Source organism: Pseudomonas sp. W15Feb9B, assembly GCF_000828175.1.
Taxonomy (GTDB): domain Bacteria; phylum Pseudomonadota; class Gammaproteobacteria; order Pseudomonadales; family Pseudomonadaceae; genus Aquipseudomonas; species Aquipseudomonas parakoreensis.
On sequence record NZ_JTKF01000035.1, the window covers coordinates 33,576 to 53,681 of the forward strand.

The 20,106-nt window shown below is 60.5% G+C and carries 16 protein-coding genes; 11 read left to right on the plus strand and 5 right to left on the minus strand.

The window, feature by feature from the left end:
- Positions 1-88: 88 nt before the first annotated feature.
- The 3 genes from OC71_RS17910 (at position 89) to OC71_RS17920 (ending at position 3,294) form a co-directional block, all read left to right on the plus strand.
- Positions 89-637, plus strand: coding sequence for a cupin domain-containing protein (locus OC71_RS17910; protein ID WP_007920393.1), 549 nt, complete (start codon positions 89-91; stop codon positions 635-637).
- 182 nt (positions 638-819) lie between these two features.
- The gene (locus OC71_RS17915; RefSeq protein WP_041071964.1) at positions 820-1,236 is read left to right on the plus strand and encodes a cytochrome c5 family protein; all 417 of its coding nucleotides are present in this window, start codon (positions 820-822) and stop codon (positions 1,234-1,236) included.
- 135 nt (positions 1,237-1,371) lie between these two features.
- Positions 1,372-3,294 carry an acetyl-CoA hydrolase/transferase C-terminal domain-containing protein gene (locus OC71_RS17920; protein ID WP_041071965.1) on the plus strand — a complete coding sequence of 641 codons (1,923 nt, stop codon included), beginning with the start codon at positions 1,372-1,374 and terminating at the stop codon, positions 3,292-3,294.
- A gap of 137 nt (positions 3,295-3,431) precedes the next feature.
- On the opposite strand, the gene OC71_RS17925 is transcribed toward OC71_RS17920, so the two are convergent.
- Positions 3,432-4,004 (minus strand): xanthine phosphoribosyltransferase, encoded by a 573-nt coding sequence (locus OC71_RS17925; RefSeq protein ID WP_003229440.1) that lies wholly within the window; start codon positions 4,002-4,004, stop codon positions 3,432-3,434.
- Positions 4,005-4,061: 57 nt separating this feature from the next.
- Positions 4,062-6,071 (minus strand): DNA helicase Rep, encoded by a 2,010-nt coding sequence (rep, locus tag OC71_RS17930; protein WP_027610430.1) that lies wholly within the window; start codon positions 6,069-6,071, stop codon positions 4,062-4,064.
- Positions 6,072-6,325: 254 nt separating this feature from the next.
- Between rep and OC71_RS17935 the strand changes: the two genes are divergently transcribed.
- Entirely contained in the window at positions 6,326-7,996 is a 1,671-nt protein-coding gene (locus OC71_RS17935; protein WP_041071967.1) for a bifunctional diguanylate cyclase/phosphodiesterase, read from the plus strand.
- A gap of 70 nt (positions 7,997-8,066) precedes the next feature.
- Here the strand turns inward: OC71_RS17935 and OC71_RS17940 are convergent, their stop codons facing one another.
- The gene (locus tag OC71_RS17940; protein ID WP_041072180.1) at positions 8,067-9,461 is read right to left on the minus strand and encodes a NorM family multidrug efflux MATE transporter; all 1,395 of its coding nucleotides are present in this window, start codon (positions 9,459-9,461) and stop codon (positions 8,067-8,069) included.
- Between the two features lie 159 nt (positions 9,462-9,620).
- On the opposite strand from OC71_RS17940, the gene OC71_RS17945 reads away from it, so the two are divergent.
- The 3 genes from OC71_RS17945 to OC71_RS17955 all read left to right on the plus strand — a co-directional run bounded on the left by OC71_RS17945 (position 9,621) and on the right by OC71_RS17955 (position 14,141).
- Positions 9,621-10,541 carry a LysR substrate-binding domain-containing protein gene (locus tag OC71_RS17945; RefSeq protein ID WP_041071969.1) on the plus strand — a complete coding sequence of 307 codons (921 nt, stop codon included), beginning with the start codon at positions 9,621-9,623 and terminating at the stop codon, positions 10,539-10,541.
- 189 nt (positions 10,542-10,730) lie between these two features.
- Entirely contained in the window at positions 10,731-12,707 is a 1,977-nt protein-coding gene (locus tag OC71_RS17950) for a methyl-accepting chemotaxis protein (RefSeq protein WP_041071971.1), read from the plus strand.
- Between the two features lie 219 nt (positions 12,708-12,926).
- Positions 12,927-14,141, plus strand: coding sequence for an aldose 1-epimerase family protein (locus OC71_RS17955; protein WP_041071973.1), 1,215 nt, complete (start codon positions 12,927-12,929; stop codon positions 14,139-14,141).
- Here the strand turns inward: OC71_RS17955 and OC71_RS17960 are convergent.
- Both OC71_RS17960 and OC71_RS17965 read right to left on the minus strand, forming a co-directional pair.
- Positions 14,138-15,631 (minus strand): YifB family Mg chelatase-like AAA ATPase, encoded by a 1,494-nt coding sequence (locus tag OC71_RS17960; RefSeq protein ID WP_041071975.1) that lies wholly within the window; start codon positions 15,629-15,631, stop codon positions 14,138-14,140. The two genes, OC71_RS17955 and OC71_RS17960, sit on opposite strands and share 4 nt — an antisense overlap.
- Positions 15,632-16,414: 783 nt before the next feature.
- Entirely contained in the window at positions 16,415-16,675 is a 261-nt protein-coding gene (locus OC71_RS17965; RefSeq protein WP_041071977.1) for an accessory factor UbiK family protein, read from the minus strand.
- Positions 16,676-17,088: 413 nt separating this feature from the next.
- Between OC71_RS17965 and glnK the strand changes: the two genes are divergently transcribed.
- The 4 genes from glnK (at position 17,089) to sutA (ending at position 19,873) form a co-directional block, all read left to right on the plus strand.
- Positions 17,089-17,427, plus strand: coding sequence for a P-II family nitrogen regulator (gene glnK / locus OC71_RS17970; protein ID WP_002555808.1), 339 nt, complete (start codon positions 17,089-17,091; stop codon positions 17,425-17,427).
- 37 nt (positions 17,428-17,464) lie between these two features.
- Positions 17,465-18,802 (plus strand): ammonium transporter, encoded by a 1,338-nt coding sequence (locus tag OC71_RS17975; protein ID WP_041071980.1) that lies wholly within the window; start codon positions 17,465-17,467, stop codon positions 18,800-18,802.
- A gap of 216 nt (positions 18,803-19,018) precedes the next feature.
- Complete coding sequence (locus OC71_RS17980; RefSeq protein WP_003229414.1) at positions 19,019-19,444, plus strand: secondary thiamine-phosphate synthase enzyme YjbQ; 426 nt, start codon at positions 19,019-19,021, stop codon at positions 19,442-19,444.
- Between the two features lie 102 nt (positions 19,445-19,546).
- Positions 19,547-19,873 carry a transcriptional regulator SutA gene (sutA, locus tag OC71_RS17985; RefSeq protein WP_007951900.1) on the plus strand — a complete coding sequence of 109 codons (327 nt, stop codon included), beginning with the start codon at positions 19,547-19,549 and terminating at the stop codon, positions 19,871-19,873.
- Positions 19,874-20,106: the final 233 nt, after the last annotated feature.

Consider the following 20,106-nt stretch of genomic DNA (forward strand, 5'->3'; position numbering starts at 1 on the left):
CGCCGCTGCGGGGGCCAAGTGTTGTAAATACTGAACGCTGTCGCCATGATAACGCTCAATATTCTTACAACATCAGGAGGCTCCCGCCTTGGACGTCGGTGAACGACTGCAATCGATCCGCAAGCTCAAAGGGCTTTCCCAGCGTGAACTCGCCAAACGCGCGGGCGTCACCAACAGCACCATTTCGATGATCGAAAAGAACAGCGTCAGCCCTTCGATCAGTTCGCTGAGGAAGGTACTGGGCGGGATTCCCATGTCCATGGTCGAGTTCTTTTCCGAAGAAATCCTGCAGGAAGTCCCGACCCAGATCGTCTACAAGGCCAACGAGCTGATCGACATCTCCGACGGCGCGGTGACCATGAAACTGGTCGGCCGCGCGCACCCGAGCCGGGCCATCGCATTCCTCAACGAAATCTACCCGCCCGGCGCCGATACCGGCGAAGAAATGCTCACCCATGAAGGCGAGGAAACCGGGATTCTGGTGGAAGGTCGTCTGGAACTGGTGGTGGGGCTGGAAACTTTTATTCTCGAAGCCGGCGACAGCTACTATTTTGAAAGTACCAAGCCGCACCGTTTCCGTAATCCGTTCGACGCGCCTGCGCGACTAATCAGCGCAGCCACGCCGGCAAATTTTTAAACACAGAGGCGCCAGGCCATGACGGCGAAGGCATCCGAAGAGTTTTTCCACTGCGCGGTATAACCCCTTCGACTATGGGGTTGTTTCAGTGTGGCGGGCTACCCGCTATACTTGCGCCCGCCTGCGAACCGTGGCCGCAGGCGTGAATAGCCACCATTGAGGGTGAACGCGTGAACCTAATTATGAAAATGCTGGCCGCACCAGCAACCGTACTGGCCCTCTGGGCTGTCAGCGCTCAAGCTGCGACGAATGACGACATTGCCAAGCGCCTCGAGCCGGTCGGCCAGGTGTGCGTTCAGGGGCAGGAATGCAAAGGAATGGAAGTTGCTGCCTCTGCGGGCGGCGGCGGTGGTGCGAAGACCCCGGATGAAGTGATTGCAAAACATTGCAACGCTTGCCACGGCACTGGCCTGTTGGGCGCACCGAAAATTGGTGACACCGCCGCCTGGAAAGACCGCGCCGATCATCAGGGCGGACTCGACGGCATCCTGGCCAAGGCCATCACCGGCATCAACTCCATGCCGCCGAAAGGCACTTGCGCCGATTGCTCGGATGACGAGTTGAAAGGCGCGATCCAGAAGATGTCCGGCCTGAAATAAGCCGCGCTTCTGACGAAAAAGACCGTCTTCGGACGGTTTTTTTGTGCCTGCGATTCGCGACGTGGGCTGTCCTTTGCAGCAAAGTCGAGGCAAGCTCGGTCTACCTCTATTCACGGAACGGGCAGGAGGCTTCAGATGGTGCAGTTGTGTTCGATCGAACAGGCAGTGGACGAGGTGCTCGCACGCTTGCCGGCGCATATCCACATGGGCATGCCGCTGGGGCTGGGCAAGCCCAATCATTTCGTCAACGCGCTGTACCGGCGCATCAAGGATCTGCCCGAGCGACAACTGACGATGTACACCGCGCTGTGCCTGGGCCGCCCGACGCTGGGCGACGGTCTGCAGAAGCGCTTCATCGAACCCTTCGTCGAGCGTGTATTCGGTGATTACCCCGAATTCGATTTTCTCGCCGACCTGCGCCGCGACAGCCTGCCCGCCAACATCCGTATCGAACAGTTCTTCATGCAGCCCGGCAGCCTGCTCAACAGCGCACCGGCCCAGCAGGATTACGTCAGCAGCAACTACAGCCACGCCGCCCGCGACATCAATGCCGCCGGCCTCAATCTGGTGGCGCAGTTACTTGCCAGCAGCAGCGAACATCCCGATCGGTTGAGCCTGAGCTGCAACCCGGACATCACCCTTGACCTGCTGCCGATGATCGCCAAGCGCCGCGATGCCGGGGAGACCATTTTGCTGGTGGGTCAGGTGCACACCGACCTGCCGTACATGCCCGGCGATGCCGAAGTCGATATCGACACCTTCGACCTGCTGATCGACGCAAAGGACAGCAGCACGCTGTTTTCCACGCCGAACATGCCGGTGGGCTTTCAGGATCACTTCATCGGCTTGCACGCCAGTACGCTGGTGCGCGACGGCGGTACGTTGCAGATCGGCATCGGCTCGATGGGAGATGCACTGACCGCCGCACTGCTGGCGCGGCAGGCAGATAACGCCGGTTACCAAGCCTTGCTTAATGACATCAATCTCAGCCAATGGGCGCAGTTGATCGAACGCGAGGGCGGTACCGCGCCATTCGCCAAGGGCCTGTATGGCTGCAGTGAGATGTTCGTCAATGGTTTGCTGGTGCTGGCCGATGCCGGGATCATCCGGCGCAAAGTCTACCCCGACGTGCAGACTCAGGAGCAGGCCAACGCCGGCACCCTCGATGAGTCGGCGCAGACCGATGGCATCGCGGTACACGGCGGTTTTTTCCTCGGCCCGCGCAGTTTCTATGAGCGCCTGCGCGAGCTGCCGCTGAGCAAACGCCTCGAATTCAACATGACCCGCATCAGCTACATCAACGAGCTGTACGGTCAGGAAGAGCTCAAGCGCTTGCAGCGCCTCGATGCACGGTTCATCAACACCGTGTTCACCATGACCCTGATGGGCGCGGGCGTGGCCGATCAACTGGAGGACGGGCGGGTGCTCAGCGGTGTTGGCGGGCAATACAACTTCGTCGCCCAGGGCCACGCGCTGCACGATGCACGCTCGATTCTGATCCTGCGCAGCTGGCGCGAGTCCGGCGGCGAGGTCAGTTCGAACATTGTCTGGGAGTACGGCCACTGCACGATTCCACGGCACCTGCGTGACATCGTGGTCACCGAGTACGGCATCGCCGACCTGCGCGGCAAGGCCGATGCGGTGGTGATCGAGTCGTTGCTCAATATCAGCGATTCGCGCTTCCAGCCGGGGTTGATCGAGCAGGCACAGAAGGTCGGCAAGCTGCCGAAGGACTTCCGCCTCGATCCGCGATTTGCCGACAACACCCCGCAACGCTTGCAGGCCATCGCCGCAAAGCATCCGAACCTGTTTCCGGAGTATCCGCTGGGTTGTGATTTCACCGCGATCGAGCGCGATCTGCTGCGAGCGCTGAACTGGCTGAAGAGCAAATTCAAGCTGAGCGAGATATTGGAGCTGGGCAAGGCCGCGCTGGATGCGCCAGACGCTTCGTTGTATCCCGAGCATCTGGAGCGGATGCAACTGACCAACTCGGAAGGCTTGAAGGAAGACCTGTTCCAGCGCCTGCTGCTCACCGGCCTGAAGGCCACCGCGCAATAAAAAACGACAAAAAAACTGTGGGAGCGGGCTTGCCCGCGATGGCGGTGTATCAGTCAACGTGGATGTTGAAGGATAGGTCGCCATCGCTGGCAAGCCAGCTCCCACAGGAATTGCGGTGTACTTGCGTCTTTCAGCCGTTATTCGATGAAGGTCACGACGCCATCCTTCAGCGACTTCACGCGAGCCAGCGATTCAACACGATAGCCCTGCGAGTCCAGCTCGGCACGCCCACCCTGGAATGACTTCTCGATCACTATGCCCAGACCGGCAACCGTGGCGCCAGCCTGTTTGATGATCGAGATCAGCGCCTGCGAAGCCTTACCGTTGGCCAGGAAGTCGTCGATGATCAGCACGCGGTCGCTGCTGGTCAGGTGACGCGGCGAGATGGCCACGGTGCTTTCGGTCTTCTTGGTGAACGAGTAAACGGTCGCTGACAGCAGGTTTTCGGTCAGGGTCAGGGACTGTTGCTTGCGGGCGAAGATCACCGGCACGCCGAGGTTCAGACCGGTCATGATCGCCGGGGCAATGCCCGAGGCTTCGATGGTGACGATCTTGGTGATGCCCGAATCCTTGAACAGCGTGGCGAATTCGTCGCCGATCAGCTTCATCAGGGCCGGGTCGATCTGGTGGTTCAGGAAGGCGTCGACCTTCAGGACCTGGTCGGAAAGCACGATGCCTTGTTCGCGGATTTTCTGGTGCAATGCTTCCATGAAGCTGTCCTCATTTGGCGCTTTGTGCGCCGAAGGTCTAGTAAAAAGTGGTCAATTCTAGCGCTTTAACATCGCGCGTATATCAGCCAGTGCGCTGTTGCCCCGCACGGCTTTGACTTCGGTCGGTGTGTCGTCGTTGCCTTCCCACGCCAGATCGTCCGGCGGCAGTTCATCGAGGAAGCGGCTGGGCGCGCAATCGATGATCTCGCCGTACTGTTTGCGTTTGGCAGCGAAGGTGAAGGCCAGGGTCTGGCGCGCGCGGGTGATGCCCACGTAGGCCAGGCGGCGCTCCTCTTCGATGGTGTCGGCTTCGATGCTGGAGCGGTGCGGGAGGATTTCCTCTTCCATGCCCATGATGAACACGTAAGGGAATTCCAGGCCCTTGGACGCATGCAGGGTCATCATCTGCACGCCCTCGGCGCCGTCCTCTTCTTCCTGCTGACGTTCGAGCATGTCGCGCAGGACCAGTTTGCCGATGGCGTCTTCGACGGTCATCTCGCCGTCTTCGTCTTTTTCCAGGGTGTTCTTCAAGGCCTCGATCAGGAACCAGACGTTGCTCATCCGGTAGTCCGCAGCCTTGTCGCTGGAGCTGTTGGTGCGCAGCCAATTCTCGTAGTCGATGTCCATGACCATGCTGCGCAGGGCCGAGATCGGGTCTTCGCCGGCGCACTGTTCACGAACCTTGTCCATGAAGCGCTTGAAGCGCGACAGGCGATCGGTGAAGCGGCTGTCCAGATGCTCGCCCAGACCGATTTCGTCGGTGGCGGCGTACATCGAGATCTTGCGTTCGGTGGCGTAGTTGCCGAGTTTTTCCAGCGTCGTGGAGCCGATTTCCCGGCGCGGCACGTTGATCACCCGCAGGAAGGCGTTGTCGTCATCCGGGTTCACGATCAGGCGGAAGTAGGCCATCAGGTCCTTCACTTCCTGACGCCCGAAGAAACTGTTGCCGCCGCTCAGGCGATACGGCACCTGGTGGTGCTGCAACTTCAGTTCGATCAGCTTGGCCTGGTAGTTGCCGCGATAGAGAATCGCGAAATCGCTGTACGGGCGGTCGGTACGCAAGTGCAGGCTGAGGATTTCCATGGCCACGCGCTCGGCTTCGGCGTCCTCGTTGCGGCAGCGGATCACGCGGATCTCGTCGCCGTGGCCCATCTCACTCCACAGTTGCTTTTCGAATTCGTGCGGGTTGTTCGAAATCAGCACGTTGGCGCAGCGCAGGATGCGGCTGGTGGAGCGGTAGTTCTGCTCCAGCATCACCACTTTCAGCGACGGATAGTCGTCCTTGAGCAGCATCAGGTTTTCCGGCCGCGCGCCGCGCCAGGCGTAGATCGACTGGTCGTCGTCGCCCACCACGGTGAACTGATTGCGCTTGCCGATGAGCATTTTCACCAGCAGGTACTGGCTGGCGTTGGTGTCCTGATATTCGTCGACCAACAGGTAACGCACCTTGTTCTGCCACTTTTCGAGAATGTCGGCGTGCTCTTCGAAGAGCTTTACGGGCAGCAGGATCAGGTCGTCGAAGTCCACCGCGTTGAACGCCTTGAGCGTGCGCTGGTAGTGGGTGTAAACGATGGCAGCGGTCTGTTCCTTGGGATTGCGCGCGTTTTCCAGCGCCTGGGCCGGCAGGATCAGGTCGTTTTTCCAGGCGCCGATCATGTTCTTGATCTCGTCGACGCCGTCGTCGCCTGCGTATTCCTTCTGCATGATGTCGGTCATCAGGGCTTTGACGTCGGTCTCGTCGAAGATCGAGAAACCGGGTTTGTAGCCCAGCCGCGCATGCTCCTTGCGGATGATGTTCAGGCCCAGGTTGTGGAAGGTGCAGACCGTCAGGCCGCGACCTTCGCCGGCACGCAGCAGGGTGCCGACCCGCTCCTTCATCTCGCGCGCGGCCTTGTTGGTAAAGGTCATGGCGACGATGTACTGGGCGCGGATGCCACAGTTCTGGATCAGGTGCGCGATCTTGCGGGTGATCACGCTGGTCTTGCCGGAGCCAGCGCCGGCGAGCACCAATAGAGGGCCGCCGACGTAGTTCACGGCTTCTTGCTGCCGGGGATTGAGTCGGGACATACGAAAATTCGGGAGTCGTTGACGAAATGGGCCGGCATTTTAACAGGCTCAGCGATTTGTGCTGCTCTCTCCGACTTGTGACGCACCACGCGATTCAAATTTGCCGGTTTTGTTACTTTCGCGGAGGATACACGGTGATTTTGCGGCTAATGTTCTCATTCGTGACACAAAATAACGTTCTGATAATCGTTGTCATTGAACATCGCAACGGCATAATGCCCCGCCCACATCATTGCAGAGTCTAGGGAGCTAGCTTGTCTACGCCTGTCGAACCCTTGCGTTTGCTGCTACTGGCCGAAGAGCCAGCGTGGACAGCGTTATTGCGCGAGTGTCTGGCTCCGATGGGGAGCGCGGCGGTGCTGATCAGCGCGCCGAGCTGGGAGTCGGTCAGCAGTCTGTTCGAAGACAATCGCCACGCGGTGTTGTTGACCGTTCCCGCGCTGCAGCCGGCCCCGGGCCGTTGCAGCCTGCCGACGGTGTTGCTGCTGGAGCACGAACCCGCCACCGCGCCGGTGGGTGTCAGTGACTGGCTGGTGTTCGACGCGCTCGACGCCGGCATGCTGCGCCGCTGCCTGCGCCACGTGCGTGAGCGCGGCGTGCTGGAAAACACCCTGCAACGCCTCGCCGAACAGGATCCGCTGACCGGCATCGCCAATCGCCAGGGTTTCCAGACCTTGCTCGCGGCGCGCCTGGCGGAAAACGACGGTCGCGGTCTGGCCCTGGGGCATCTGGATCTCGACAACTTCCGTCACGCCAACGACGCCCTCGGCCATCAGGCCGGCGACCGGCTGATCCTGCAGGTCGTTGCGCGGCTGAAAAGTCAGTTGGAGGCCGGTGATCAGCTGGCCCGCCTGGGCAGCGATGAGTTTGCCCTGCTGATCGACACCCGCCGTGCGCCACAACGCGCCGAGTGGATGGCCGAACGCATCACCGAAGCCTTGTCCGAACCGTATTGGGTCGATGGCGAAAGCCTGTTGATCGGCTCCAGCCTCGGCATCGCCCACGCCCGTGCGCAGGGCGGCGCCGATCCGCTGATGTGGCACGCGCACATTGCCATGCAGCAGGCCAAGAGCACCCAGGGTTGCACGTTCCATATCTTCAACGAACGCATCAACCGCAACGCGCGGAGCATGGCCGACCTCGAAAGCGAACTGCGCCGGGCCTTGCGTCGTGATGAGCTGGAGTTGCACTACCAGCCACGCCTGAATCTGGCGGACGGGCAAATCGTCGGCCTTGAAGCGCTGGTGCGCTGGCGTCATGGCGAGCGTGGTCTGCTGCCGCCGAGCGAATTCGTGCCGCTCGCTGAACAAAGCGGTTTGATCGTGCCGCTGGGTTACTGGGTGATTTCCCGCGCCCTGCGTGACATGCAGGCGCTGCGCGAGCGCGGGCTGCCGGCGCTGCACATGGCAATCAACCTGTCGTTCCGCCAGTTTCAGGACAGTCAGTTGCTGCCGACGCTCAGTCGGCTGATTGCCGAGCGTGGGGTCGAGGCGCAGTGGCTGGAATTCGAACTCACCGAAACCGCCGTGATGCGCCGCAGCGATCTGGTCAAACAGACCATGGACGCCCTCGGCCGCCTCGGCGTGCGTTTCTCGCTGGATGACTTCGGCACCGGGTTCTCGTCGTTCGTGCACCTCAACAGCCTGCCGATCACCTTGCTGAAGATCGACAAGAGCTTCGTCGGCGGCATGGAACAGCGCGAAGAGAACCGCAAACTGGTGCACGCGATGATCAACCTCGCGCACAACCTGCATCTGGAAGTGGTGGCCGAAGGCGTGGAAACACCGGAACAGCTGGAGTTGTTGCGCGGCTTTGGCTGCGACCAGGTGCAGGGGTATCTGATCAGCCGGCCGTTGCCGTTGGCGGAGTTGGTTGAGTACCTGACGTTTGGCTCAAGTCAGCAGGTTTCTGTGGAGGCCGTTTAAAAGATCGCAGCCTGCGGCAGCTCCTACACAATTCCCTGTAGGAGCTGCCGAAGGCTGCGATCTTTTGATCCTAATCTGCGCGAACGGCCTCAAACCTCTGTGACACAGGCTCCAGCCGGATCATCCGCTTCATCTTCCATTCAAACGCCAGCGTCAGGCTCACCGCCGCACACGCCAGACCCAGCGCCAGACCCCACCAGACACCCGTCGGCCCCCAATGCAGGTGGAACGCCATCCACCACGCCGCCGGCGCGCCGATCAGCCAATAGCAACCGAGGCCGACCAGAAACGTGGTTTTTGCGTCCTTGAGTCCACGGATACAGCCCATGGCAATCGTCTGCGTACCGTCAAACAGTTCAAACCATGCCGCCACCGCCAGCAGGCTCACCGCCAGGCGGATCACCTCGGCAAACGCCGGGTCGTGGTGATCGAGGAACAAACCGACCAGTTGATTCGGCAACAGCCAGAACACCATGGCGAAACCCAGCATTACCACTGCACCGAAGACGATCCCGACCCGGCCGGACATGCGTGCATCGCTCAGTTGCCCGGCGCCGTAGTGCTGGCCGACGCGCATGGTGATCGCGTAGGACATCCCCGCCGGCACCATGAACGCTACCGAAACGATCTGCAGGGCAATCTGGTGTGCGCCCAGTTGCGTGCTGCCCATGGTCCCCATGCACAGCGCGGCGAAGGCGAACAAACCGACCTCCACGGCATAGGTGCCGCCAATCGGCAGGCCGAGTCGCCACAGTTCTTTCAGATACTGACGATTTGGCCGCGACAGGCCGGCGCGCAGCGGGTAAGCGTCGTAGGCCGGGTGCCGGCGGATGTGCCAGGCCAGCGCGAGCGCCATGCAGTTGGCAACGATTGCCGTGACCAGTCCGATGCCGGTCAGCCCCAGTTTCGGCAGGCCGAACAGGCCGGTGATCAGCGCGTAATTGAGCAGGAAGTTGGCCACGGTGCCGCCCAGGCTGATGACCATCACCGGCGTCGCCCGGCCGATCGCACTGGTAAAGCCGCGCAGGGCCATGAAGCTCAGATAGCCGGGCAGGGCAAAGGGCAGGGCGATGAGGAATTGCCCGGCGGCCTGGACGTTGGTTTCGGTTTGGCCGAACAGCAGTAACACCGGTTTCAGATTCCACAGCAGCAGACCGGCGCCCAGCGCCATCAGCCATGCCAGCCATAATCCGGCCTGAGTCAGGCGGGCCGCGCCGATGATGTCGCCGGCGCCCTGACGGATCGCCACCAGGGTGCCGACCGCCGCGATCACGCCGATGCAGAAAATCGACACGAACGAATAACTTGCCGCGCCCAGTCCGCCACCGGCCAGCGCCTCGGGACTCAGGCGCGCCATCATCAGCGTGTCGGTCAGCACCATCAGCATGTGCGCCAACTGTGAAGCAATCAACGGCCCCGCCAGCCGCAGGATGGCCCAGAGTTCGGTACGCACAGGATGCTGCATGGTCATCACCACCCATCAATCAAAGGGAACAAGAGACCGTCGATTCTCGGCGCTTGGCAGGGTTTGCACAAAAGGATAAAAAGGATGGGTGGCATGATTAAAACTCATCATGAATAAACCTCGCCGGGGTGGCCGGATGCCGCCAAAGGAGCTTTGTGTATGTCCCGTCGTCTTCCACCCTTGTATGCCCTGCGCGCATTCGAAGCGGCGGCGCGGCACAGCTCGTTCACCCGGGCGGCCGAGGAGTTGTCGATCACCCAGAGTGCCGTCAGCCGGCACATCAAGACGCTGGAAGAACATTTTGCCTGCAAGCTGTTTCACCGCAGCGGACGCAACCTGCAACTGACGGAATCGGCGCGGATGTTGTTGCCCGGCATTCGCGAGGGCTTTGCAGCCCTTGAACGCGCCTGCAATACCTTGCGCGCCGAGGACGACATCCTGCGCATGAAAGCGCCATCGACCCTGACCATGCGCTGGCTGCTGGCGCGACTCAGTCGTTTCCGCCACCTGCAACCGGGCAACGAAGTGCAACTGACCAGTGCGTGGATGGACGTGGATTCGGTGGATTTCAACAATGAGCCATTCGATTGCGCGGTACTGCTCAGTGACGGGCACTTCCCGCCGGACTGGGAGGCCAGCCTGCTGTTTCCCGAAGAATTGATCCCGGTCGGCGCGCCAAACCTGCTGAACGATCAACCCTGGGACGTGGCGCGGCTGGCCTCCACCGAGTTGCTGCACCCGACCCCGGACCGGCGTGACTGGCGCAGTTGGCTGGAGCACATGGGGCTGTCCGATCAGGTGTCGCTCAAGGGCGGGCAGGTGTTCGATACCCTCGAACTGGGCATGATCGCTGCTGCCCGAGGCTATGGGGTGTCGATGGGGGATCTGCTGATGGTCGCCGAAGATGTGGCGCAGGGCCGCTTGAGCCTGCCGTGGCCGACTGCCGTCGCCAGTGGCCTGAATTACTACCTGGTGTGGCCGAAAACCCGTCCGGGGGGTGAACGTTTGCGCCGCCTCAGTGATTTTCTGCAAGGCGAAGTGCGCGCCATGTCGCTGCCGCAGGTCAAGCGCTTGAGCTGAAACGTTAGAGCCGCCACAATGCTGGCCTTGCGCCATAACCCCGCTATTTACTCAAGTATTCGGTTTGACCGCCGAAAATGAGCATGTGGGACCGTCGTGCCGGTCTCCACGATTCCACCCCCATTATTAGAATTTTCCGAGCAGGTGCTGCGATCAAGGAGGATCCGGTGGCTCGGCCAGGAGCTGTTCATGTCTCAACCTCGCGCTCGGATCGCTTCGCAGCTGGGCCTCGCGCTCGCTGTAATACTGGCGATCGTCATCAGCGGCAGTACGGTATTCGCCCTGCGTTCGCTGGATTCCGCCAATCTCGCCACCCGTGAGGAACACCTCGCCAGTGAGGCGCGGCTGCTGGCTGACCAGTTGAGCACCTTCCACGGCACGCTGCGCGAGAGCACCCAGCGCCTGAGCGGGTTGTTCGAGAAGCGCTTCAGCGCGGGCCTGAGCATTCACCCGGATGAACCGGTGAACGTCGCCGGCACCCAGACCCCGGGCCTGCACTTGGGCAGCGAAGTGTTGAACAACAACTTCAAGGAAGTCGACGAGTTCAAGCAAATGACTGCCGGCGTTGCCACGCTGTTCGTGCGCAGCGGCGAAGACTTCGTGCGGGTCAGCACCTCGCTGACCAAACAGGACGGCACGCGCGCTATCGGCACTCTGCTCGATCACGCACATCCGGCCTACGCGAAGTTGATGGCCGGGCAGGGTTACGTCGGCCGCGCGCTGCTGTTCGATCGTTCCTACATGACCCAATACACCCCGGTGCGCGATGGCAGCGGCAAAGTGATTGCGGTGTTGTTCGTTGGTTTTGATTACACCGATGCGCAAAACGCCCAGTTCGACAATCTCAAGCGCTTCCGCATCGGCCAGACCGGTTCGCTGGCGCTGCTGGATGAGCAGAACAAATGGCTGGTGGCGCCGGCGGGCGTCCAGGCATTGGATCAGGCGGTTACGGTGATTGGCGCTCTGGCCAAAACCCCTGGCAAAGGTCAGTTCTGGGGCGACAAGAACGAAGATTTCTACAGCGTTTCGGTGCCATTTGACGGTGGGCCGTGGGCGGTGGTGGCAAGTATGCCGAAAGCCGAAATTCGCGCGGTGACCTGGAGCGTCGGCACGCAACTGGCCATCGGCAGTCTGCTGGCGATGCTGTTGGCGGTGGGTTCGGTGGTGTGGTTGCTGCGCAGCAAACTGGCGCCGCTGAGTGATCTGGTACGTCAGGCCGAAGCGCTAGGCGCGGGTGATCTGAGCGTGCGCCTGAACGTGTCGAGCAACGACGAGATCGGTCAGCTGTCCCGCGCGTTCAACCAGATGAGCCAGGCGCTGTCGACGATGGTCGAACACATCCGCCGCTCCTCGGAAGAGGTCAACAGCCGCGCCCAGGCATTGTCCGGTTTGTCCGGTGGTGCCTACGAAGGCATGGAGCAGCAGTCCGGCGAAATCACCAGCATGGCCGGCGCAGTTGAAGAGTTCAGCGCCACCTCGCTGAACATCGCCGACAACATGGGGGCCACCCAGCGTCTGGCCCAGGAAAACGCTCAGCAGACGCAGATCGGTCGTACTTCCATGGACGAGGCCTCTTCCTCGCTGGAGCAAATCGCTGGCGCGCTGAACACCACGGCTACCGTGATCAACACCCTTGGCCAGCGTTCCCAGGAAATCGGCGGCATTGTCAGTGTGATCACCTCGATTGCCGAACAGACCAACCTGCTGGCGCTCAACGCGGCCATCGAAGCGGCCCGTGCCGGTGAACAGGGTCGTGGTTTTGCCGTGGTCGCCGATGAGGTGCGTAACCTGGCTTCGCGCACCCGTCAGGCCACTGATGAAATCTCCGGGATGATTCACAGCATCCAGCAGGAAACCGGCAACGCCATCAGCACCATGGAGCAGGGCAATGTGCTGATGCAGGAAGGCCTGTCGCGCAACGCCAATGTGGCTTCGGCGCTGGCGCGGATCGATGAACAGAGCCGTTCGGCAGGGCAGCAGTTTGCGGCGATTACCACGGCGACGCAGGAGCAGAGCAGCACGGCGACGTTGCTCAGCAGCAATCTGCAGAGTATTGCGCTGGCCAACAGCGAGCAGCGGGAAGTGGTTTCCAACCTCGCGGTCACCGCCAAAGAGCTTGAAAAGCTGGCGGCGGATCTGCGTTCCGAGGTTGATCGCTTCCGTTGATACGGCCTTGATATAGCTTTCGCGAGCAGGCTCGCTCCCACAGTTTCCGGGGTCGCTCATAAATCGTTTGAGCACCCGAATAGTCTGTGGGAGCGAGCCTGCTCGCGAATGCAACGCCGCCGATCCATGGCAAATCAATCTATATGTCTCTCATCTTTTCTTGCTGAAACGTTTCCGCAGCGCTATAAAAATGGCACAACTCCAATAAAGGCTGCTGCCATGACCCTGCTCAAACTCGCCGTTGCCCTCGGCGCACTCTCTGCTGCTTCCCACGCGATGGCTTGGGATTACGTACTCCTCGATACCAACAAGCCCGCGCAAAACTGGACGATCACCAGTGAGCAGCTCGATGTGAAAACCGGAAAACCTTTCTCCATAAGCCTGCGCACCCTGCACGGTGGGCGACAGGAAGGTGTCAGCATCGTCGATATCGATAACGGCACGATGAAACTCTCGGTGGTGCCAACCCGTGGCATGAATGTCCTGCAGGCCTCCGTCGGCAATGTACGCATGGGTTGGGATTCGCCGGTCAAGGACGTGGTCAACCCGGCCTTCATCGAGCTCAATGGGCGCGGTGGTCTGGGCTGGCTGGAAGGCTTCAATGAACTGGTGACCCGCTGCGGTTACGAATGGGTCGGCCATCCCGGCATGGACAATGGCGAGTTGCTGACCCTGCATGGCCGCGCTGCCAATATCCCGGCCAGCAGCGTCACGCTGCACATCGATGAAAAACCACCCTATGCCATCAGCCTGCGCGGCGAACTGAAAGAGCAGGCGTTCAAGAAAGTCGACTTTTCGGTGATGACGGAGCTTGTCACTGAGCCCGGCAGCACCCGTTTTGCCCTTAACGATACGCTGACCAACAACGGCGATTATCCAAAGGAATACCAGGCGCTGTACCACAGTAACTTCAGCACGCCGTTCCTCGAGCAGGGCGCGCGGTTCGCGGCACCGGTGAAACAGGTCTCGCCCTTCAACGACAAGGCCAAAGCCGAGTTGGCCGACTGGCAGACCTATCGCGGGCCGACCAAGGACTATGACGAAACCGTCTACAACGTCATACCCTACGCCGACGCCAAAGGCGAAACCTTGACCGTGCTGCATGACAAGGCTGGCAGCCTCGGTGTCTCCGTCGGCTTCAATACCCGGCAGCTGCCGGTATTTTCTCTGTGGAAAAACACCGACACCCAAGGGCAGGGCTATGTCACGGGCCTTGAGCCGGGAACCAGTTTTTCCTACAACCGCCGCTATCAGCGTCCGCTGAACCTGGTACCGACCATTGCGCCAAAGGCCAGCCAACAGTTTCAGATCAGCTACAGCCTGCTGGCAGACAAAAGCGCTGTGGATAACGCATTGAAGCGCGTGACCGAGATTCAGGCCGGGCGCGAAACCGAAGTACGGCAGGCGCCGCTGGTGGATTTGACCGAGCATTAAGGCGTTGCCGGGCGGTATTGCAGCGCCTCGGCCAAGTGCTCACGCTTGATCGCATCCACTTGCTCAAGGTCCGCCAGTGTGCGCGCAACCTTGAGCAAGCGATGTGCCGAACGCAGTGAGAGTGTCAGCCGTTCACAGGCTGACTCGAGCCATTTCTCATCGGCTGTGGATAACTGGCAGTGCCGCTTGAGCGCCGGTAGATCAAGAAAGGCGTTGGCACAACGCTGACGTTTTTGCTGGCGTTCTCGTGCCTCGGCCACCACGGCTGCCGCACTGGCACTGTCCTCGCCCGGTTTGACCAATGGATTCAACGCCGTTGCCTCCCGCGCCACCGTCAGGTGCAGATCGATCCGATCCAGCAACGGCCCCGAGAGCTTGTTACGGTAGCGCTGCACCATGTCTGGTGTGCACGAACACTTGCCGCTCGGCTCGCCCAGATATCCACAGGGGCAGGGGTTCATCGCTGCCACCAGCTGGAAACGCGCGGGGAATCGCACGCGATCCTTGGCTCTGGCGATCACGATATATCCGGATTCCAGAGGTTCGCGCAGTACCTCCAATACCTTGCGATCAAATTCCGGAAGCTCGTCGAGAAACAGCACGCCGTGGTGGGCGAGGGTGATTTCGCCGGGTTGTGGTTTCGAGCTGCCACCGACCAGCGCCGGCCCCGATGCAGAATGGTGCGGTTGACGGAATGGACGCTGCGGCCAGTGAGTCAGCGGCACGCCGCTGGCGACCGATTGAATCGCCGCCACTTCCAGCGCTTCGGATTCGGACAGGGGCGGCAGCAGGCCTGGCAGGCGACTCGCCAACAACGTTTTGCCAGTGCCCGGCGGCCCGCTGAACAACAGGTTGTGCGCGCCTGCCGCCGCAATCAGCAGCGCCCGTTTGGCGGCCATCTGTCCTTGCACTTCGTTGAGGTCGGGATAAGGTTTCGCCGCGTGGATCAGCCCGTCCGAGACATAAGGCTCGACCGGCGTATGCCCGTTGAAATGCGCCACGGCTTCCAGCAGATGATCCACCGCAAACACTTTCAGGCCCGAAGCCAGACAGGCCTCCTCGGCATTCGCCCGCGGCACCACCAGGGCCCGCCCGGCCTTGCGCGCCGCCAGCGCCGCTGGCAACACCCCGCGCACCGGCCGCACCGCGCCGGACAGCGCCAGTTCACCAAGGCATTCCACCTCATCCAGCGTGAGACACGGCACCTGCACACTTGCCGACAGAATCCCCAAGGCAATCGCCAGATCAAACCGCCCGCCGTCCTTGGGCAAATCCGCCGGCGCCAGATTCAGGGTGATCCGCCGCGCCGGAAACTGCAGCCCGGAATTGATGATCGCGCTGCGCACCCGATCCTTGCTCTCCTTCACCGCCGCCTCGGGCAGGCCGACCATGGTCAGCGACGGCAGGCCGTTGGCCAGATGAACTTCGACGGTAACGGCAGGTGCATCCACGCCTATTTGGGCGCGACTGTGGACGATGGACAGGGACATGGTCGTTCCTTGAGCTGAATCGGGGGCCGCTTCCTGCGGGTTTTTGAAGGGTAGTCGGGGAAAGGGGAGCTGGCGGGCGCGAACTTTCACTGGATGTTGCGGGAGGAGGTCAACCAATTTCGAGGCGAAAAAAAACCGCCTTGAGTAGACGGTTTTCAGTTTGCAGGCTTCGGTGAGGCCAAGGCCTGCGTATCCTTTGCGGACACACTCGTGTATGTGCAGGTTATGCACGTTTTCACGTTGACGCAAGCACCGACATCATTTGTCCAAAGTCAATATCGCCTTGAAATGATTGACTCATTAAGGTGTGAAACATTGCTTAATCACTTGATACAACTTGTTTAAGTCCCCTTCGAACTACCGGCATAACATCCCCGGCGACGATGCCCACTCCTCGAGTTTTCGTGAAGTGTGGCCAGGAGCTAAAGATTTCATGTTCCTCGACACGGTATGAGACCCGTGCCGGTGCTGTTTTTGGGGAACCCACACCCGGCCGCCTTGGCGGACACACTCGTGTGTAGTCCCGAAGATGTTCGTACGCCGGAAAGTGCATCGGAGGTTTGGCCCCACGCAAGGAGGGCCAAAGTATGTCTAAGTTTCTTAAACATATGTGGCGCCTCGTCAGAATCGCGTTATGGGCTTTTCGCCTGTACGAGTTTCTGCGAGACCGTTGGAATAATTCGTTGTAGAGGATTGATCTGACGGAAACCGCTCCTGCCTCGGCGGGGGCGGTTTAATGTCTACTCGCAAACTTGAAGGCGTCTCGGCCCAGGGGCTGCAGTCTTACTCGGCCGGCGGCGTCAGCCTGGCTTCCAGTTCTGCGACTTTGGCTTCAAGGCTTTCAAGGCGAGCGCGGGTACGCGCCAGAACGACCATCTGACTATCAAACTCTTCGCGGCTCACCAGGTCCAGTTTGCTGAAAGCACTTTGCAGCAGCATCTTGAACTGGCTTTCGATTTCGGCTTTTGGCAGCGGGGTGTCGCCGCTGAACAGGCGAGAGGCAGTGCCGCTCAGGGCGTCGAGGAAGTCTTTGGGCGCGAGCATGGAATGTGTCCTGTAAACAGTGGCGCGCAGTGTATCACGCAGTGTCTATAGTCATTGACGCAGGCCCGGATGCACGCTTTTCGCGCAAGCGGACGGACGGCAGCGCACCGTTGTTGTGCGTAACCGTCGGGCGTTTTTCGTGCAAACGCCTGCGGCAGCGGCCAAGGGACTGAAATCAGAGGAATTTGGCGAGATGGCAAGCTTTCTGCTTAGTCGGTAGTGACCCATGCACTGATGCAGTCGCTGTGACGAATGCAGTGCGGCAGGCGGAGCGGGGAGTTTCGCCGGCAGCGGTTAGCTGGCGTCAGTCGGGCAGGTAAGGCCGACGATGCGTTACAAAGCCAGGCACTGCGCTTAGACTTGAGTCGGGTTTGTTTTCCTGGGGCAAGTCCACCAATTCGGGAGAGAGTTTCATGAAGCTAGTCACTGCCATCATCAAGCCGTTCAAGTTGGACGACGTGCGCGAGTCGCTGTCCGAAATCGGCGTGCAGGGCATTACCGTTACGGAAGTCAAAGGCTTCGGCCGGCAGAAGGGTCACACCGAGCTGTATCGCGGCGCGGAATATGTGGTCGATTTTCTGCCCAAGGTGAAAATCGACGTGGCCATCGACGACAAGGATCTGGATCGGGTTATCGAGGCGATAACCAAGGCGGCCAACACCGGCAAGATCGGTGACGGCAAGATCTTCGTGGTCAATCTGGAACAGGCGATCCGCATCCGTACCGGCGAAACCGATACCGACGCGATCTAAACGCCGCCACAAACCCAACGCCCCAGGAGAAAACAATATGACTCTGCGTAAATTCGCAGGGCTAGGCGCCCTGTTGTCCATCGTAATGCCCGGCCTGGCCATGGCGGCAGATCCGGTGGCGCCTCCAGTCCTCAATTCCGGCGATACCGCCTGGATGCTGACCTCCACAGCCCTTGTGCTGTTCATGACCATTCCCGGCCTCGCGCTGTTCTACGGCGGCATGGTTCGCTCCAAAAACATTCTTTCGGTGATGATGCAGTGCTTCGCCATTACCGGTCTGATCAGCGTCCTGTGGGTCATTTATGGCTACAGCATCGCGTTTGACACTACCGGTATGGAGCAAGGCGTCGTCAACTTCAATTCCTTCGTCGGCGGCATGGGCAAGGCCTTTCTGGCCGGTGTCACTCCGGCGAGCCTGACCGGCCCGGCGGCGTTGTTCCCTGAGGCGGTGTTTGTCACCTTCCAGATGACCTTCGCGATCATCACCCCGGCGCTGATCGTCGGTGCGTTCGCCGAGCGGATGAAATTCTCGGCGATGCTGATTTTCATGGGCGTGTGGTTCACCCTCGTCTATGCACCGATTGCACACATGGTCTGGTCCGGTAACGGCGGCCTGTTGTGGGACTGGGGCGTACTCGACTTCGCGGGCGGCACCGTGGTGCACATCAACGCGGGTATCGCCGGCCTGGTAGCGTGCCTGGTACTGGGCAAGCGCAAAGGTTTCCCGACCACCCCGATGGCGCCGCACAACCTCGGTTACACCCTGATGGGTGCAGCGATGCTGTGGGTCGGCTGGTTCGGTTTCAACGCCGGTTCCGCCGCTGCTGCCAACGGTACTGCCGGTATGGCGATGCTGGTCACTCAGATTGCAACCGCAGCTGCCGCACTGGGCTGGATGTTTGCCGAGTGGATCACCCACGGCAAGCCAAGTGCACTGGGCATCGCCTCGGGTGTGGTTGCCGGTTTGGTTGCAATCACTCCGGCGGCTGGCACCGTGGGCCCGATGGGCGCACTGGTGATTGGTCTGGCGGCGGGTGTGGTGTGTTTCTTCTGCGCCACCACCCTGAAACGCAAGCTTGGTTATGACGACTCCCTGGACGCATTCGGCGTGCACGGTATCGGCGGTATCCTCGGTGCGATCCTGACCGGTGTATTCGCTGCACCGTCGCTGGGCGGCTTCGGCACCGTGACCGACATCGCGGCGCAAGTGTGGATTCAATGCAAAGGCGTCGGCTTCACAGTGATCTACACCGCGATTGTCACCTTCATCATCCTCAAGGTGCTGGACGCCGTGATGGGGCTGCGGGTGACCGAGGAAGAAGAATCGGTTGGCCTGGACCTGGCACAACACAACGAACGCGGCTACAACCTGTAAGTACGCGCATCGAAAAAACTTGCCCGGCTTGCCGGGCATTTTTTTGTCCGGGATTTGTCATTGAGAGAGCAGCTGAAAGGATTTTTCGTACGGCTTTCGTCGTGTTTACGATGGGCATTTTTCTGCGGCCAATGGCTTACATCATTGCAGGAATATTAGGGCCTTTGTTTTTTCCCAGAGCGCGCTAGAATGCGCCCCGAACGTGCGGAGAACTGTATGTGGCAACAGACTCTGATAACCCTGCGGGCACGGCCCCGGGGCTTTCATCTGGTAACGGACGAGTTACTCGCCGGCCTGCCTGAACTCAAGGCGTGCCGGGTCGGTCTGTTGCATTTGTGGCTGCAGCATACCTCGGCGTCGTTGACCATCAACGAGAACGCCGATCCGGCGGTCCGTCGCGACTTCGAACGATTTTTCAATCGTCTGATCCCACAAGGAACAGACGGCTATGAGCATAACGACGAAGGCCTGGACGACCTCCCGGCGCACTTCAAGGCCAGCGTGCTTGGCTGCCAGATCAGTCTGCCGGTATCGGCTGGGCGTCTGGCTCTGGGAACCTGGCAAGGCGTTTATCTGGGCGAGCACCGTGATCATGGCGGTGCCCGTAAAGTCCTCGCCACCTTGCACGGTGAAGGGGCGTAAACCGCTGGTCACCAGCGGTTACCGATTTTTTTCCGGCGACTTTCGACAGTCGCCAAAGCTGGTCTATAACTAATCTGCTTTTCGCAAGTCATGAGGTAGAACATGAGCGACGATGATCTGGAAAACGACGACCTCGAAGTAGGCGACGAAGACGAGGCCGAGGACGGTCTGGAAGCAGCAGCGGAAGACGTTGCTGAAGACGATGGCGGTGACGATACGCCGGCCCCGGCTGCCAAGGGCAAAGCCAAGGCTGCGGTGTCGGTAGACGAGTTGCCGAGCATCGAAGCCAAGAACAAGGAGCGCGACGCCCTGGCCAAGGCCATGGAAGAATTCCTTGCGCGCGGCGGCAAGGTGCAGGAAGTGGAGGCCAACGTGGTCGCCGATCCGCCCAAGAAGCCGGACAACAAGTACGGCAGCCGCCCTATCTGAGGCGTGCCACTTGCTTGCTGAAAAAGCCCGCCGTCGCTGCGGGCTTTTTCATGCCTCGAACAAAAGCGCTCGTTCACTGGGACATTGTGGCGAGGGAGCTTGCTCCCGCTGGGTCGCAAAGCGACCCCAAAATCTGCAGGCGCAGTTTTTCAGGAATATTGTGTTGGCTGGTTTTACGACTGCTGCGCAGCCGAGCGGGAGCAAGCTCCCTCGCCACAAAAAAAACGGTTGTG